This is a genomic window from Hymenobacter tenuis (genome assembly GCF_054780495.1).
In genome coordinates this window covers 205873-222089 of sequence record NZ_BAAGWF010000003.1, presented here as the reverse complement: position 1 = coordinate 222089, position 16217 = coordinate 205873, and the positions used below count along the sequence as shown (strand labels likewise).

At 55.5% G+C, this 16217-nt stretch carries 11 protein-coding genes; 7 read left to right on the top strand and 4 right to left on the bottom strand.

Annotation, left to right across the window (positions count from 1 at the left end; translation table 11 throughout):
• Positions 1-3 precede the first annotated feature (3 nt).
• Genes ACYVGU_RS12410 through ACYVGU_RS12400 form a run of 3 tightly spaced genes read left to right on the top strand, consistent with a single transcriptional unit; the run spans position 4 to position 4834 of the window.
• On the top strand, positions 4-1161 hold the full coding sequence (locus tag ACYVGU_RS12410) for a DUF4249 domain-containing protein (protein ID WP_460622360.1): 1158 nt from the start codon (positions 4-6) through the stop codon (positions 1159-1161).
• 46 nt (positions 1162-1207) lie between these two features.
• Positions 1208-2359, top strand: a complete 1152-nt coding sequence (locus ACYVGU_RS12405) for a DUF4249 domain-containing protein (protein WP_460622359.1) — start codon at positions 1208-1210, stop codon at positions 2357-2359.
• 39 nt (positions 2360-2398) lie between these two features.
• Positions 2399-4834, top strand: coding sequence for an MG2 domain-containing protein (locus ACYVGU_RS12400; RefSeq protein WP_460622358.1), 2436 nt, complete (start codon positions 2399-2401; stop codon positions 4832-4834).
• 635 nt (positions 4835-5469) lie between these two features.
• Here ACYVGU_RS12400 and ACYVGU_RS12395 read toward each other — a convergent pair.
• Complete coding sequence (locus tag ACYVGU_RS12395) at positions 5470-6108, bottom strand: DUF1684 domain-containing protein (protein ID WP_460622357.1); 639 nt, start codon at positions 6106-6108, stop codon at positions 5470-5472.
• A gap of 135 nt (positions 6109-6243) precedes the next feature.
• Between ACYVGU_RS12395 and polA the strand changes: the two genes are divergently transcribed.
• From polA to ACYVGU_RS12380, 3 genes are all read left to right on the top strand, one after another.
• Positions 6244-9132, top strand: a complete 2889-nt coding sequence (gene polA / locus ACYVGU_RS12390; RefSeq protein ID WP_460622356.1) for a DNA polymerase I — start codon at positions 6244-6246, stop codon at positions 9130-9132.
• A 66-nt stretch (positions 9133-9198) separates the two neighbouring features.
• The gene (locus ACYVGU_RS12385; protein WP_460622355.1) at positions 9199-9618 is read left to right on the top strand and encodes a DoxX family protein; all 420 of its coding nucleotides are present in this window, start codon (positions 9199-9201) and stop codon (positions 9616-9618) included.
• A gap of 69 nt (positions 9619-9687) precedes the next feature.
• The gene (locus ACYVGU_RS12380; RefSeq protein WP_460622354.1) at positions 9688-10704 is read left to right on the top strand and encodes a YpdA family putative bacillithiol disulfide reductase; all 1017 of its coding nucleotides are present in this window, start codon (positions 9688-9690) and stop codon (positions 10702-10704) included.
• A gap of 76 nt (positions 10705-10780) precedes the next feature.
• Here ACYVGU_RS12380 and ACYVGU_RS12375 read toward each other — a convergent pair whose 3' ends face one another.
• The 3 genes from ACYVGU_RS12375 to ACYVGU_RS12365 all read right to left on the bottom strand — a co-directional run bounded on the left by ACYVGU_RS12375 (position 10781) and on the right by ACYVGU_RS12365 (position 14521).
• A complete protein-coding gene (locus ACYVGU_RS12375; protein ID WP_460622353.1) occupies positions 10781-12226 on the bottom strand; it encodes an SGNH/GDSL hydrolase family protein in 1446 nt (481 codons plus the stop codon).
• Positions 12227-12247: 21 nt separating this feature from the next.
• The gene (locus tag ACYVGU_RS12370) at positions 12248-13495 is read right to left on the bottom strand and encodes an OmpP1/FadL family transporter (protein ID WP_460622352.1); all 1248 of its coding nucleotides are present in this window, start codon (positions 13493-13495) and stop codon (positions 12248-12250) included.
• A gap of 198 nt (positions 13496-13693) precedes the next feature.
• Positions 13694-14521, bottom strand: coding sequence for a cyanophycinase (locus ACYVGU_RS12365; RefSeq protein WP_460614957.1), 828 nt, complete (start codon positions 14519-14521; stop codon positions 13694-13696).
• A gap of 272 nt (positions 14522-14793) precedes the next feature.
• Here ACYVGU_RS12365 and mgtE point away from each other — a divergent pair, with 272 nt between their 5' ends.
• Positions 14794-16179 carry a magnesium transporter gene (gene mgtE, locus ACYVGU_RS12360; protein WP_460622351.1) on the top strand — a complete coding sequence of 462 codons (1386 nt, stop codon included), beginning with the start codon at positions 14794-14796 and terminating at the stop codon, positions 16177-16179.
• Positions 16180-16217: the final 38 nt, after the last annotated feature.

Genomic DNA, 16217 nt, shown 5'->3' with positions numbered 1-16217 from the left:
GCCATGGTACGTTTAATACTGCGCTTGCTGTGTTGGGGAATGGTGATGGGTGCGAGCGGGTGCGTGCAGGAGTATTTGCCTGAGGTGGTAGACGCCGCTAATAACTACCTAGTAGTCGACGGCTTTATTAACGGTAGTGGTATTACCACCATCCGGTTAGCTCGCAGTATCAAGCTAGGAGCACCTAGTAGTTTCCCGCCCGAGGCTAAGGCAACAGTAGTTATTGAAAGTAAAAGTGGCCTGCGCTACTCTCTTTCTGAAACAGCCTCTGCCGGAGAATACACTTCCGTCAGCCAGGAATTGCCTGTCGGGCAGCAGTACCGCTTACGCATCCGCACCCGCCAGGGCCGCGACTATGCCTCCGACTACGTACTGCTCAAACAGACACCGGCGATTGACCAAGTAGAAGGCCGCTTGCAGCCCGATGGGGTGCAGATTTACCTTTCGGCCCACGACGAGAGCAACCAAACCCAGTATTACCGCTGGCGCTACGAGGAAACCTGGGAGTTTACCTCTGCTTATGAGAGTCGGTACCGGTACATAGGCAATAATACCGTCGTTCGGCGCACGGATAATGTGTACAACTGCTGGCGCACGGAGATTTCCACGGCCGTTACCACTACCAGCACCGTACGGCTCAGTCAAGATGCTGTGCGCGACTTCCGCCTGACGTTTATTCCATCGGATGAAGAACGATTCAAGTCGAAGTACAGCATTTTGGTGCGGCAGTACGCCTTGTCACAACAGGAGTTTGACTACTGGGAAGCCGTGAAGAAGAATACCGAAAACATCGGCACCCTGTTCGACCCCTTGCCCAGCCAGATCCAGGGCAACGTGCACTGCCTGAGCGATGAGCAGGAACCCGTACTAGGCTTTGTGGGCGCTTCCTCGGTAGTAGAAAAGCGCATCTTCATCGACCGCCTCTCGTTGCCATTTGAGTGGCGGGTGCGGGACGAAGCCTACAAGCACTGCACCGGCCTGGATACATACCCCAATGCAGACAAATACTCCGGCTACACCATCGATGATATTTTCGGCGACTCCGTGTATCGGGTTCCGGTTGGTAGGTTAGCAGGTTCCGAAGGATATACCATCCAGACCCTTGATTGCGTCGACTGTCGCCTGCGTGGTAGCAACGTAAAGCCAAGCTTTTGGCCCTAAAGTATCTTAATTTAAAGATGTTATTTTTTACTCTGTTCTCTCTTTCATGAATACGCCTACACGTTCAGCTTTTTGGAGCCTCTTGCTGGCGCTGGCTCTTGTGGCAGTTGGCTGCGTGCAGGAATACCTGCCCGAGGTGATTACCTCCGATAATAATTTTCTGGTAGTAGATGGCTTTATTAATGGCAAGGGCGCTACTACCATCCGTCTTTCCCGGTCGGTGCAACTATCTGCTAAAGTGACTTTCCCAGCGGAAACCCGGGCCACCGTGAGCATTGAAGGTCAGGCTGGCCCAGCGTATAAGCTGCAGGAAACAGAACCAGGGGTATACACCTCGCCTAGCCAGGAGCTGCCCGCCGGCCAGCAGTACCGCTTACGCATCCGCACCAGCCAGGGCCGCGACTATGCCTCCGACTACGTGCCGCTCAAAGCCACGCCCGACATCGACAATTTTGAAGGCCGGCCTACCCCCAATGGCCTGCAGCTCTACATCAGCGCCCACGACGAGAGCAACCAAACCCAGTATTACCGCTGGCAGTACTCCGAAACCTGGGAGTACACCTCCGCCTTCCGGAGTGGCCTTACCTTCGATGGAACCCGGGTAGTGCCCCGCTCCGAGAACATCTATAACTGCTGGCGTACGGAAAACTCCACCGCTATTGCTACCACAAGCACCGTGCGCCTCACCCGCGACGCCGTGCGTGATTACCGTCTCTTGTTTATTCCCTCCAACTCAGGCAAGTTGCGCATTAAGTACAGCATTTTGGTGCGGCAATACGCCTTGTCGCAAGAGGAGTTTGACTACTGGGAAGCCGTGAAGAAGAATACCGAAAACATCGGCACCCTGTTCGACCCCTTGCCCAGCCAGATCCAGGGCAACGTGCACTGCCTGAGCGATGAGCAGGAACCCGTACTAGGCTTTGTGGGCGCTTCCTCGGTAGTAGAAAAGCGCATCTTCATCGACCGCCTCTCGTTGCCATTTGAGTGGCGAACCAACCTTGATGGCTACGAGAAGTGCATCGGCTTGGACACTTTTCCTAGTGATAGGTGGAAAGGCCTAACGCTGCAGGAGTACTTCGAAGACCCTACGCAGCGCATTCCGGTTGGCGTATCAGGTGGGTTTTACACCTCTCAAAGCCCCGAGTGCGTGGATTGCCGCTTGCGTGGCACTCCGGTAAAGCCCGAGTTTTGGCCGTAGGCCAATTGCCTCCTCCTTCTGCCTTTCTTTCCAATGTGTATGCCTGCCTTTATTTCCTTTATGCGCCTATCCGTCTCTTGTTATTATGCTGCCGGAGCCTTGCTACTAGGGCTAGTTGGCCCCTTAACTGTTCAGGCCCAGTCCGATTCGCTGCAAAGCTTAGCCCGCCGGTTTACGCAGTATCAGCAGCAGACGCTTCAGGAAAAAGTGTTCCTGCACCTCGACCGCCCGCTGTACCTCAGCGGCGAAACCATGTGGTTTAAGGTATACGCCACAGATGGCACCTATGCCAAACCGCTGCCTTTGAGCACGGTAGTGTATGTAGAGGTGCTAGACAAAAACCAGCAGGCCGTGCTGCAAGGCAAAATTCCGCTGAAGAATGCTACTGGGCAGGGCTCGTTTCAGTTGCCCTCGTCCCTTAACTCCGGCAGCTACACGGTGCGGGCCTACACCAGCTGGATGAAGAATTTCAGCCCTGAATTCTACTTTCACAGCCCCGTAACGGTAGTAAACACGTTCCGGGCCTCCGGTGTGGTTTCCACCCTCGATACTTCGTCGTACGACGTGCAGTTTTTCCCGGAAGGTGGCCACTTAGTGAAAGGGATACCTAGCCGCGTGGCATTTAAGGTGACGGATAAAAATGGCAAGGGCGTGGCGGCTGAAGGCACGGTGCTCGATACCAACGGCAAACCGCTGAGCAACTTCAAAACCCTGCGCTATGGCATGGGCTCGTTTCAACTTACTCCTGCTCTCGACAACTACGCCTACACCGCCGCCGTGAAGCTGCCCAACGGACGCGTAGTGCCTAGCCGCCTACCCCTTGCCCAGCCCCAAGGCTACGTCATGCGCCTTTCAGACAACAAGTCCGAGCAGCTTACCATTTCAGTACAGGCCGGCGCGGGCCAAACAGCTCCCGAAACTATTTTTCTGCTGGGCCACGCACGGCAGCAACTCTCGGTGCAAGCCAGCGCTATCCTGACACAGGGCCGTGCCGAGTTTGTGATCAATAAGAAGGAGCTACCGGAGGGAATTTCGCACTTCACTGTTTTCAACGCCAGCCGCCAGCCGGTGTGTGAGCGGTTGTACTTTGTGCAGCCTAAGCAAAAGCTGGTCATCAACGCCAAAACCGACAAGCTCCAGTACGCCCTCCGCGACAAAGTGAGTGTGCAGGTAGCCACCACTACCTCCTCCGCTACGGCCCAACCGGCTAACCTTTCAATGGCGGTATATCGGCTTGATTCGCTTTCGGCCGTAGCGAACCCTAGTATTTTGAGCTACCTCTGGTTAGCTTCTGACTTAAAAGGGGCCGTGGAAAATCCCGATTACTACTTCACCAACGCCAGCCCGGAAGTAGCCGAAGCCACGGAAAACCTGATGCTGACGCACGGTTGGAGCCGCTTTCGGTGGGAAGATATGCTCTCGAACAAGCCGCTGAACTTCCAGTATCTGCCGGAGCTGAGAGGCCATCTAATTCGGGGCCGGATAACGCAGAAGGGTACTGGCAAGCCCGCCGCCGATATTCCGGCCTATCTGGCGTCGCCCAGCCGCCTGGTTCGGCTTAGCAACTCTATTAGCGCGGCCGATGGCAGCGTGCAGTTTGAAATGAGCGACTTCTACGGCGCACGCGACATTGTAGTCCAGACCAATACCCAGCGCGACAGCACGTACCAGCTGGAAATATTCTCGCCGTTTTCAAAGCAGTATGCGGCCACTACACTTAGCCGGCCGTTCACGCCGTACCCGCGTTTTAAAGCCGACTTTGCCCAGCGCCACGTGCAAACACAGGTGCAGAATGCATATTTCCGCAAATACAACTCTCTCTACACCCTGCCCGTCACCGACAGCGTCGCCTTCTTTGGCAAGCCTGATGAAAGCTATCGGCTCGATGACTACACGCGCTTTAAAGTAATGGAGGAAGTAATGCGCGAATACGTGCCCGGCGTGAAGGTGCGCATGAAGAAAGACGGCTTTCACTTCACGGTGCTCGATAACCCGAACCGCACAATTTTCACGGATCCGCCGCTGGTACTGCTCGATGGCGTTCCGGTGTTCAACACCAATAAAATCATGGCCGTTGATCCGCTCAAGATCGAGAAATTGGAAGTACTTGACAGCCGCTATTTCCAGGGCCGCCTGATGTACAGCGGTATCGTGAGCTTTACTACCTACAAAGGCAATCTACAAGGCTATGAGGTAGATCCGAGGGCCCTGATTCAGGAGTATGAGGGCGTGCAGTTGCAGCGCGAGTTTTTCGCGCCGCGCTACGATACGCCCCAGGAAAAGCAAAACCGCCTCGCTGACCAGCGTAATTTGCTGTACTGGAACCCCAACGTCACCACTAGCAATGCTGCACGTACCCTCGACTTTTACACTTCTGACCAAGCCGGCACGTACTTCGTCGTCTTTCAGGGCCTAGCAGCCAATGGCCTCGCGGGCAGCACTAGCCTCACATTCCAGGTAAACCAAGCGTTGTAACCGTTTGGTTTACTAGCCTATCTCATGGCTGAAAGCTGCTTTGGGTATAACCTCCGGTATGGCATAAAACAATAATGTATTAAATGAATGCTTGTAAAATGATTATAAGCATTCATTTAATGAAAATATATTTTTTTCAATAGTTCAATCGAATACACAAAAAATACAGGACTTAACACCAAAATAAGGCCTATAACAATTACAAATAATCTACTTGATTTATTATACATACTTTTCGCATTTGTTACTTCTTTTAATATGCTTTTTATTTGATTTCTTGTAATAAAATAAACAACAAACCCATACATAAGTGGAAACAATAGGCTTGTTTTAAGCGTCACTAATCTCAGTATAAAATAAATAACAGGATAAGAATAAAATACCACAACGAAAGTTGAGATTCCCACTGCGTGCTCTCGTGCACTTTCTTTAGGATCGTAGTTGGAAACCTGGATTCTGTACGCAATTCTATAAATGGCGTGAATAATATTCTTTATTAACATAAAATGACTTTTATCTGATTTTCACTGTACTTTTTTAACATTATCGAGCAGACCGACAACCTCCGCAAGTCTATACGCTCCTAAAGCAACTCTGAATTAAAGGCTTGAAGTGACTTTCAGCCATATGAGGACCTAGTGGTCGTGCATTACGCCGGCCGCAATGGACACGGGCAAGCGGTTTTCAGCGGGTGGCACGGGGCAGGAATACAGGCCGCCGTAGGCGCAGTACGGATTGTAGGCGCGGTTAAAATCCAGCACCAGTTTTCCGTCCCGGATTTGGCCTCGGCGCAGGTCGAGGTAGCGGCCGCCGCCGTAGCTGCCGTGGCCGTTGGTGCGGTCGGTAAAGGGCACAAACAGGTAGTCGCGGAACTCGGGGTTGCTTTGCAAATCTAGGCTTTGGTATACGGTCAGCTTGTGTTTTTTGCCTTGCAGTTGGAAGTCTAGCTCGCCGTATTTGCGGTACAATGGGCGGCGAGCAGTGCTAGTTTCCATGCTGAAGGGTGCCCCCAACGAGTCAGGGATGAAGCGAGCCTCTACGTAGGCGCTGTAGTTGGTGGGGTAAAACGGCAGTCCTGTGAAGGTGAGGCGCACCGGGGCCGGTAGTGGCGATTTAAGCGAATCCTGGTACTCAGCGTTCAGCTCCTGCTGAAATGCCGCTACTAGTTTGGCGTGCTCCGCCATACTAGGTCGCGCGGAAGCGGTAACCGCCTGGGCCCATGCCCCATGAAGCCCCGAAACAAGCAAAACCCCAAGCAGCCAGATAGTTTTCATGCTGCAAAGTACGCTTGCTTCGCGCTACCCAGCACTTTCTACGGAACATGGGGCGGCCAGCCGCGTTTACAGTAGCGCGCCTCTCCTGCTACCCCCTATCTTCTGCCCAATCCTCTTCCGTACCTTCGCCCTCCTATGACTCCTGACGCCTCCGCCGCTAACCAGCCCCACAAGCTTTTTCTGCTCGACGCCTTCGCCCTGATTTACCGCGCGCACTTTGCCTTCAGCAAAAACCCGCGCGTGAACTCCAAAGGACTGAATACGGGGGCCATCTTGGGCTTCACGAACACCCTGGTAGAAGTGTTGCTGAAGGAAAAGCCGACCCACATTGGCGTAGCCTTTGATGCCCAGAAAAAAACCTTCCGCCACGAGCAGTTTGCCGAGTACAAAGCCCAGCGCCAGGCCATGCCCGAGGATATTGGGCTAGCCATTCCCTACATCAAAAAAATCATCAAAGCCTTCAACATCCCAATTCTGATGGTGGATGGCTTTGAGGCCGATGACGTAATTGGCACCTTGGCCCAGCGCGCTGAAAAACAAGGCTTTGGTGAGGTGTTTATGATGACGCCCGACAAAGACTACTGCCAGCTTGTAACGGACTGCATCAAGATTTACCGGCCCGCCTTTATGGGCAATGCGGCCGAGGTGCTCGATGTGAAGCATGTGCTGGAGCGCTTCGAGATTGAGCGGGTAGAGCAGGTGATTGACATTCTGGGGTTGCAGGGCGACGCCTCCGACAACATTCCGGGCATTCCGGGCATTGGCGAAAAAACCGCCAAGAAGCTGGTGCAGGAGTTTGGCTCCGTTGAAAACCTGATTGCCAACGTAGATAAGCTCAAAGGCAAGCAGCAGGAAAACGTGCGCAACTTCGCCGAGCAGGGCCTGCTAAGCAAAGAGCTGGCAACGATTCACCTCGACGTCCCGATTGAGTTTGAGGCCGACAAATTGGTGCTGGAAGAGCCCAACGCCGAGGAGCTGCGGCAGTTGTTTGATGAGCTGGAGTTCCGGCAATTGGCGGCTCGGGTGCTGGGCGGGGGTAGTGCGGCTGGTACTAGTGCCGCCCCAACGCCTAGGGGTGCCCGTCGGCCCAAGGTCACGGAAGGCCAGGGCAGCCTGTTCGGTTCTTCGGCCGATGCAGCCGTGGCTATTGCCACCGAGGAAGGCGAAACCGGCAGCCTTGGCGCTCCCTCGGGCCCACGCCGCACCCTGCAGGATGTTCCGCACAACTATCACCTCATCGATACGCCCGAGCTGCGCCAGTCTTTACTAGGGTTCCTGTTGCAGCAAACCGAGGTCAGCTTCGATACCGAAACCACCGGCCTCGATACCATGACGGCGCGCCTCGTAGGTCTGTCGTTTTGCTGGCTGCCCGGCGAAGCGTATTACGTGCCCGTCCCGACGGATGACCAGGAAGCTGCGCAGGCGTTGGTAGATGAATTCCGGCCCTTCTTCGATGCCGAGCAGATTCTCAAAATCGGCCAGAACATCAAGTACGACCTGACCATACTGAAGCACTACGGGGTGCAGATGCGCGGGCAGCTCTTCGACACTATGCTGGCCCACTACCTGCTGGAGCCCGACATGCGCCACAACATGGATGTGCTGGCCGAAACCTACCTGCATTATACGCCCGTCAGCATTACGGAGCTCATCGGCCCCAAAGGCAAAAAGCAGAAAACCATGGCCGACCTGCCACCGGCCGAAGTTTCAGACTACGCCTGCGAAGACGCCGACGTGACCTTGCAGCTCAAGCACGTGTTCGAGCCCTTACTCAAGGAAGTAGGCTTGCTGAATCTGCTGAATGAAGTGGAAAATCCGCTCGTGCCGGTGCTAGCCGACATTGAGTATGAGGGCGTGAAGATTGACTCCGGCGCCATGGGCGAATACTCGGCGGAGCTGCAAGGTTACATCCAGGAAATGGAGAAGCAGATTTTTGCCGAAGCCGGCCAGGAATTCAACATTGGCTCACCGAAGCAGCTTGGGGAGGTGTTGTTTGATAAAATGGGCCTAGGCGGCGGCAAAATCAAGAAAACCAAAACGGGCCAGTATGCTACCGGCGAGGAAATACTGAGCCAGCTGGCCGCCGATGCACCCATTGCCAGCCTGATTCTGGAGCACCGCCAGCTAACTAAGCTGCGCTCAACCTACGTGGAGGCACTGCCCCAGCTGGTATGCGAGTTGGATGGCCGCGTGCACACCAGCTTCAACCAGGCCGTAACCGCCACCGGCCGCCTGAGCTCCACCAACCCCAACCTCCAGAACATTCCTATTAGGACAGAAAAAGGCCGCGAAATTCGCAAGGCGTTTGTGCCCCGCGATGATAAGCATGTGCTGCTCGCCGCCGACTACTCGCAGGTGGAGCTGCGCATTATGGCCGACTTCTCGGGCGACAAAACAATGATTGAAGCCTTCCGTCAGGGCCTCGACATCCATACCAGCACTGCCAGCAAGGTGTTTAAAGTGCCGCTTGATCAGGTGGACAGCGAGATGCGCCGCAAAGCTAAAACCGTCAACTTCGGTATCATCTATGGCATTTCCGCTTTCGGCCTGGCCCAGCGTATTGGCATCTCGCGCAAGGAAGCCACCGAAATTATCGACACGTATTTCGAGGAGTTCTACTCGGTAAAGAAGTTCATGGACGACAGCATTAACAAAGCGCGCGAGTTGGAATACGCCGAAACGCTGCTGGGCCGTCGCCGCTACCTCCGCGACATCAACTCGCGCAACGCTACCCTGCGCGGCTACACCGAGCGCAACGCCATCAACGCGCCCATACAAGGCACCGCCGCCGACATCATCAAGAAGGCCATGATCAATATCCACGACTGGCTGATTGAGGAGAAACTGGGCACCAAGATGATTCTGCAGGTGCACGACGAACTGGTGTTTGATGCCGTGCAGGAAGAGGTAGAATTCATCACGCCCAAAATAAAGGAACTGATGACCACTGCCCTGCTCCTGCCCCACGGTGTGCCCTTGGAGGTAGAAGTAGGCACGGGCCGCAACTGGCTGCAAGCACACTAGCCTGGGTATCCGGTCCGGCCGGGGGGCCGTATACCCCACGGCTGGGCCTTTCCCAGTGCCCTTTGTATGTTAGAAAATACGCACACTACTACCTTACAAAACATTGCTCGTGGCCTGCTAGGCACCTTTATGGTAGTTGCCGGAACGGGGCACCTCACGTTTTCCCGCCAGGAGTTTCAGGCCCAGGTACCCGACTTTATTCCGCTGGATAAAGACAGTATCGTTTTGGCTTCAGGAGTAGTGGAAATTGGGTTGGGACTGGCCCTGCTCGCGCTGAAAGGCCGGAACCGAGTGCGTATGGGCCTAGGGTTGGCGGCTTTCTATGCCCTAGTGTTTCCGGGCAACGTGCATCAGTACACGCACCACATTTCCGCTTTCGGCCTCGATACGGATGCGAAGCGGCTAGGTCGGTTATTTTTCCAACCCGTACTGATGGGCTGGGCTTTGTGGTCGACGGGTGCCCTTCGCGCGCTAAAACGCCGGTAACATCGGAACAGAAGCCTGGCTACAGCAACAGAGTTTAAACTCTCATGCCTCTCGTTGGTAGTATAGCATATGACAATAAATTCTCGCTTCGACGTAGTTGTAATCGGGGCCGGGCCGGTGGGGCTGGCGTGTGCCATTGAGGTGCAGCGGCGCGGGCTTACGGCTTGCGTAGTAGATAAGGGTGCACTCGTGAACTCCATTATTGGTTACCCTACCAATATGGAGTTCTTCTCGACGCCGGAGCTGCTGGAAATTGGGGGGCACCCCTTCCCCACCAGCCACTACAAGCCCTTGCGCGAAGATGGCCTCGACTATTACCGCCGCGTGGCTTTTGCCGAGAATTTACACCTGCGGCTTTATGAGCGGGTACTAGGCCTCGAAGGCGACCCAAGCCGCTATGAGGTGGTGACGGAGAAAGGCCGCATCAGCTGCCGCTTTGTGGTGGTGGCCACGGGCTTTTACGATGTGCCGAACTACCTGCAGGTGCCCGGCGAGGATCTGCCCCACGTCAGCCATTACTACAAAGAGCCGTATGCACACACTGGGCAACGGGTAGTAGTAATCGGCGCTAAGAACTCCTCTGCCAAAGCCGCACTCCAGCTGCTGCGCGCCGGCGCCGATGTCACGATGGTTATCCGGGGCGAGGACATCAGCCAGTCGGTGAAGTACTGGATTCGGCCCGACCTAGTAAACCGTATTAAGGAAGGCCGCATCAAGGCGTTTTTCAATACCACAGTGCAGCGCATCATGCCCGAAACCATAGAGCTGCAAACTCCGGAAGGCCCCTTGTCGCTACCCGCTAATTACGTATACGCTCTCACCGGCTACCACCCCGACTTCCGCTTCCTGACGGCCCTAGGCATCACGTGCCAAACCGATGCCGCCCAAACCCCTACCCACGATGCCGACACGCTGGAAACCAACCTACCTGGCGTGTACCTGGCCGGCACGGTATGCGGCGGCCTGAACACCAGCCGCTGGTTTATAGAGAATGGGCGCTACCACGCCCAGGTAATTGCGGCCCGGCTGGCCGGCGAGCCTTCACCAGAGCTGCCCGAAGTGTTGCAGCCAGTTCAGCTTTCCTAACCGAAATTATAAGCAAAAGAGAAGCCCTCTCCTGCTTGCAGGAGAGGGCTTTTGCAATTTAAATATCCTAGTACTATTACTGGGGGAAGTCGACGCCGCGGTAATCGTTCGGGTTTACCTGAGGAACACCAGCGTTGTATTTGGCATTGATGGCCTTAATCATTTCGTTGGCGATAATGGCGTAGCCACGAGGCGTGGGGTGCACACCATCCAGCGAGAACAAGTTGCCGCTGATAAAGCCAGCAGTGTTGTTTACGCCGTTCGTAAAGATACCAGACGTTGCTACGCGCGTGAAGAAGCTGTTGGCGTCAAAAACTGCCAAGCCTTTTGCAGTCGCAGTGCTCGTGATAACCGTATTCAGCGCGTTAGTACGGCTGGTTACTGCTGCTACTTCCGTAGCATCCAGCACCAGAGAGCTTGGCAACGCATTGGAGAGTCGGGCCAAGGCAGTGGCAACAGGAGCCGGAGCATCTGGAATCACCAGACCGATACCGTTGGGGAATGGGCTGGTAGCTGATGGTGTGTTGATAACCGAGCGGGCCGTTAGCAACAGCAGGTCATTAGCAGTAGCTTCGCGCTTCACGGGCTCGCTAGCGGTGCCAGTGGTAACGTACAGGCCAAAGCGGGTTCCGGCAGGTAGAGGACTACCCTCGGGCAGACCTAAGGCTGCTACTATAGTAGGAACCAGTGCTGGCGGAATAGGAGTGGCACGCACCTGAGCGATAACAGCAGCCGTAGGTACCGTCGTAAACAGGGGCACGTTGGTTACACTCGGAATGGTAGCTACTACTCCTTTGGCGCCATTAGCCGTCAAAGCATCTACTACCTGATTGTATTTGGCAGTAAAATCAGCAACGGAAGTCAATGGTGCACCGGTGCCGCCGGAAGTGGCGTAGCCTAGCACATCGTTGTTACCCAGCCAGTTGCTGAAGAAGGTGGGCTTTAACGTGCTTACACGCTCCTGTACATACTGCAGGTATGAAGCTGGTGAGGTGCCCAACAGGCGCTCGAAGTAAGGGTTGAAGCCAACAGGGTTATCCAGACCGTAACCGGCCGTGGTAACATCGGCCACCCGGATGCCGGGTACGCCCAGGTTTTGGTTATCGGTGCCCGTGTACTTAGCTAGCAGGGGCGTTTTGCCATCGGCACCAAGACCTACAACGGCATTGGGGGCTACACTACCAATCTGAGGGTTGCCGTTGCTATCAAAGCCGGTCAGCCGCAAATAGCCGCTGCCGTTGCTCTGTGCTGCCGTGAAGAGAGGTTGGACGAAATTGCCACCGCCTACCTTCTGGAACTGCATGGCCAGAATAGCCGGATACGACTTTTGCTGTCCTTCCAGATATAATCCATTGTCAGAGAAGCCAGCCGTCAGGGAGTTACCTACGGCAATGTAGGTAGCGAAATTAGCCGTGCCGCTGCTGGGCTTGAAATCATCTTCTAAATCAGGCTGGCAGGCAGTAAAGCCCAGCCCGAGCAGTGCAGCGAAGGGCGAAAATTTGCGAAACAGGGAAGTATTCATGGGTCAGAAAGCGAGTCGCAATTAGAAAGCGTAGGTCAGGCCGATGCCCGGAATAACGATGTTGGTTTTGTAGGTGCCGGCTACACGGTCAGTAGTGCCATTGTTCACTAGCTGCTCCTGCGTTTCGGTCCGCTTCCGGATACCCACATACTGCACCGACAGGTCGACGCCAAATTTGCCAAAGGCGTAGGTAGCACCGGCCGTGCCGCTGAGGCGGTCGTTATCGGGCGTTTCGGGCGTTACAAAACCGTCTCTCACCGGCGTCTCGTCGTAGGCGCCACCGGCACGCACGGTCAGGCCCTCGGTGAGTTTGTACTGGCCGCCGAGGCGGAAGGTCAGAGCATCTTCGTAGTTGCGCTTCGACTCACTGAACGTAGCGCCATTGATTTGCTGGTCGAAATCAAAGCGCAGAGAACGGTACTCGCTCCAATGGGCCAAGTTTACGTCAAAGCCAATGGTCAGCTTATCGTTAGGCATGATGCCAATACCCACGCTGGTAGTAGCAATCAGGGGGAGCGTAGCACCAAACTTGGTAGCCTGGAAACGTGAGGTGAACGTGGCCGGAATGCCGGAGAACGTTACGTCGCCGTCTTTTACCTGCGCGTCAATTTTCGAGCGGTAGTTGATGCCCAGGGTAAACTTCTCGGATGGCTTAAAGAACAGGCCGGCGTTGAAGCCCAGCTTGGTTTCGGCTTTACCATCCAGCTCAATGTGCCCGTAGGAATCAGGCAATGGAATATCGCGCTGCAGGTTTACGGCTCCGTATGCCAACACTACTAGGCCGGCGCCCACGCTCAACTGGTCAGTAATAGCGTAGCTCACGGTGGGCTGCACAAAAATCGACTTCAGATCGATGTCCGTGAGAGCCGTACGGCCTTCCCAGCCCTCAGCGTACTGCAGCTGGCTACCGAAAGGCGTGTATACAGCAATACCAGCGCGGAATTTACCTTCCGTAGGGCCAAAGCCAGCATACACGTTGAAGGGAGTAGTTACGGTGTTGCGCAACTCCCGCTGCTGGCTGCCGCCTTCGGCCACAAACGCGCTGCGGGCCATCGTAGCATTCACCCCTATCTGCACGCCGCGGTCCTTTACCATAGCCAATGCGCCGGGGTTATAGAACATGGCCGCCTGATCCAGCGACAAGCCTACACCTACACCGCCCATGCCATTATTCTTCTGGCCCGAGAGGGTTACCTGATAGCCACCCGCCGAAGCCGCTGTTACCGAGAGCAGCGCCCCTCCCGTGAGGAGTAGATATTTTAAATTCATACGGAGAAAGAGATGAGTGAGAATTGAGGGTTATAGGCCTAAATGTAGGGAGAAAAATGAAGGTTTAGTCGGCTTGCCGACTAAGTTTATTATTTGTTTTTTCGCGCCTATGGCCACTTTTTGCAAGTACTAGGTCTGTTTGGGCACCAAACCTAGCACCTACACACCTTGCTTTTTCATTGGGCTGGCAGTAAGTAATTACTCACGGCTAGCCAGCACCTCACGCGAAGCTAGGTTCAGGTGCTGACCCGCTACCAGCAGGTGCACCCGCAGATCCTGCCCGCTTACGGGCTCGCCCTTTCCTACTTTTCCGAGATTACTACCCCTTAAATGGTGTCCATCTACCACCATCACTACCCCATCGCCAAACACCTCGGCCTCCTGGCCGCCTCGTACAATTATACCGGTTTCTTCGGCCAGCCCGATGCCCAGGCACATAGGATGGGCTAGCAGCGCATGGGCTAATCGCCCGAACCGCCCGCGCTCAATAAAGTGCTGATCAATAAGCAGGCGCGGCAGCAGCCCCAAGCCCGATTCGGTACGGATGCCGCCTTTGCGCAGAGCGCGCCATCCGTAGCCATCTACCAGCATGTATTCCGTGAGGGCAGCGGCGCCAGCACTAGTGCCCGCCACTATAAAGCTGGGCTCCGTGTAATAGCGCTCATGCAGTACCCGCAGAAACTCGGTACCCCGCAATACCTCTGTAATAAGCTCTTGGTCGCCGCCGGAAAAGAACACGAGGCCGGCCCGGCGCAGGCGGCGCAGCGTGGCGGGCGCATCAGCGGGGTGGTGCTCACTGATGGGCAAGTGGTGGGCGGCCGTGCAGCCTAGCTCGCGCAGTGCTTTCTCATAGGCTGCAGCCGTAGCCTGCGAATCGCGCGGTGATGCTACCGTCAGAATTTCAACTGGGGTACCGGGGCTGGGCAGCATGTCGCAGAGCAACGCCAGTAGGTTATCATCATCGCCTCCACCAAGGGCAATGAGCGTTCCTAGGGGCAGGGCAGCAGACGGCGACGACTGGGACATAGAGCAGAGAAAAGGACAGATCGGGCCAAAAGTAGCAGATAGGCCGGGTATGGAACTGCCTGCCGCGAAGTAAGGTTACGGCGGAGCTTGCAAACGCAACCGCTCCGGTAGTTACCCATCATGGCTTCCGGCGCTGGTGACCCCTAGTAACCGGCCCGGATAAATATATTGCACAGGCCACTTATCGGACCGAAAAGAGGTACTTTTGCGCGCCGGTTCGGCATGTCTCACCAACTCCCTTCTGCCTAGCGAAAAACCTCCTCTTGCCGTACATGAATCAGCACCCCACTACCGACCATATTACGTCCCTGATTCAGGAGGGCGAGTTTTTCAAACTCAAGGAAGTGCTCAAGCGCTTTGAGCCCAATGAGGTAGTAGAACTGATTGAACAGGAAGAAGAGCGCGAGCAGCTGATTATTTTCCGGCTGCTGCCGCTGAGTTTGGCCACCGAGGTGTTTGAGTACCTCGACCTCGACATTCAGAAGCACTTTCTGGCCAACCTCTCGCAGGACAAAATTGCCGACATCCTGAACGAGATGTCGCCCGACGACCGGACGGCGCTGCTCGAGTTTCTGCCCGATGAGCTGGTGCGGGAGCTGATCCAGACGCTGTCGGAGCCGGAGCGCAAGGTGACGCTGGAGCTGCTGGGCTACCCCGAGTACTCGGTAGGCCGCCTGATGACGCCAGACTACATTGCCATTCGGGAAAGCTGGACGGTGCAGCAGGTGCTTGATTACATCCGGCGGCACGGAGGCCAGTCGGAAACCCTGAGCGTGCTGTACGTAACCGATGAGCGCGGCGTGCTGATTGACGATATCCGGATTCGGGAGCTGTTGCTGGCTGACCCCGAAAAGCGTGTGGGCGACATGATGGACCGCCGCTTTGTGGAACTGAACATCATGCAGGACCAGGAGGAGGCCATTGAGGTGTTCCGGCGCAACGACCGTGTAGCGCTGCCCGTGGTAAACGACGAAGGCGTGCTGTTCGGCATCGTGACCATTGACGACATCCTGGATATTCGGGAAGAAGAGGATACCGAAGACATTCAGAAGCTGGGTGGTTCGGCTGCCCTGGATGAGCCGTATCTGGCCACCTCCATCTGGGGCATGGTGAAGAAGCGGGCCGGCTGGCTCGTGATTCTGCTGCTGGGCGAGATGTTGACTACCTCAGCCATGCACCACTTCGAGGACGATTTGCAGAAGGCGGCCGTGCTGGGCTTGTTTATTCCGCTGATTATCTCGGCGGGTGGCAACGCCGGCTCGCAGGCTACTTCCCTTATCATCCGGGCCATGAGCTTGGGCGAATTTCAGATAGCTGACTGGTGGCTGGTAATGCGCCGGGAGCTGCTCTCGGGTTTGCTGTTAGGTTTGATTCTGGGGGTAGTAGGCTCGTTGCGCATTGTGCTGTGGGCCACCGTTATCGACCCCGGCTACTTCGGGCAGTACTGGCAGCTGATTTCCATCACGGTCGGCTTCTCGCTGCTGGGCATTGTGTTGTGGGGAGCCTTGGCCGGTGCTATGCTGCCCATGCTGCTTAAGCGCCTAGGCCTCGACCCGGCCACGGCTTCGGCGCCATTCGTTGCCACGCTGGTAGACGTAACGGGGCTTATTATCTACTTCTCGGTGGCTACGTTCGTGCTCAGCGGTACGCTGCTGTAAGCGCAGCCCAGAAGCTACCTTGCTACCCCTCTTATTCG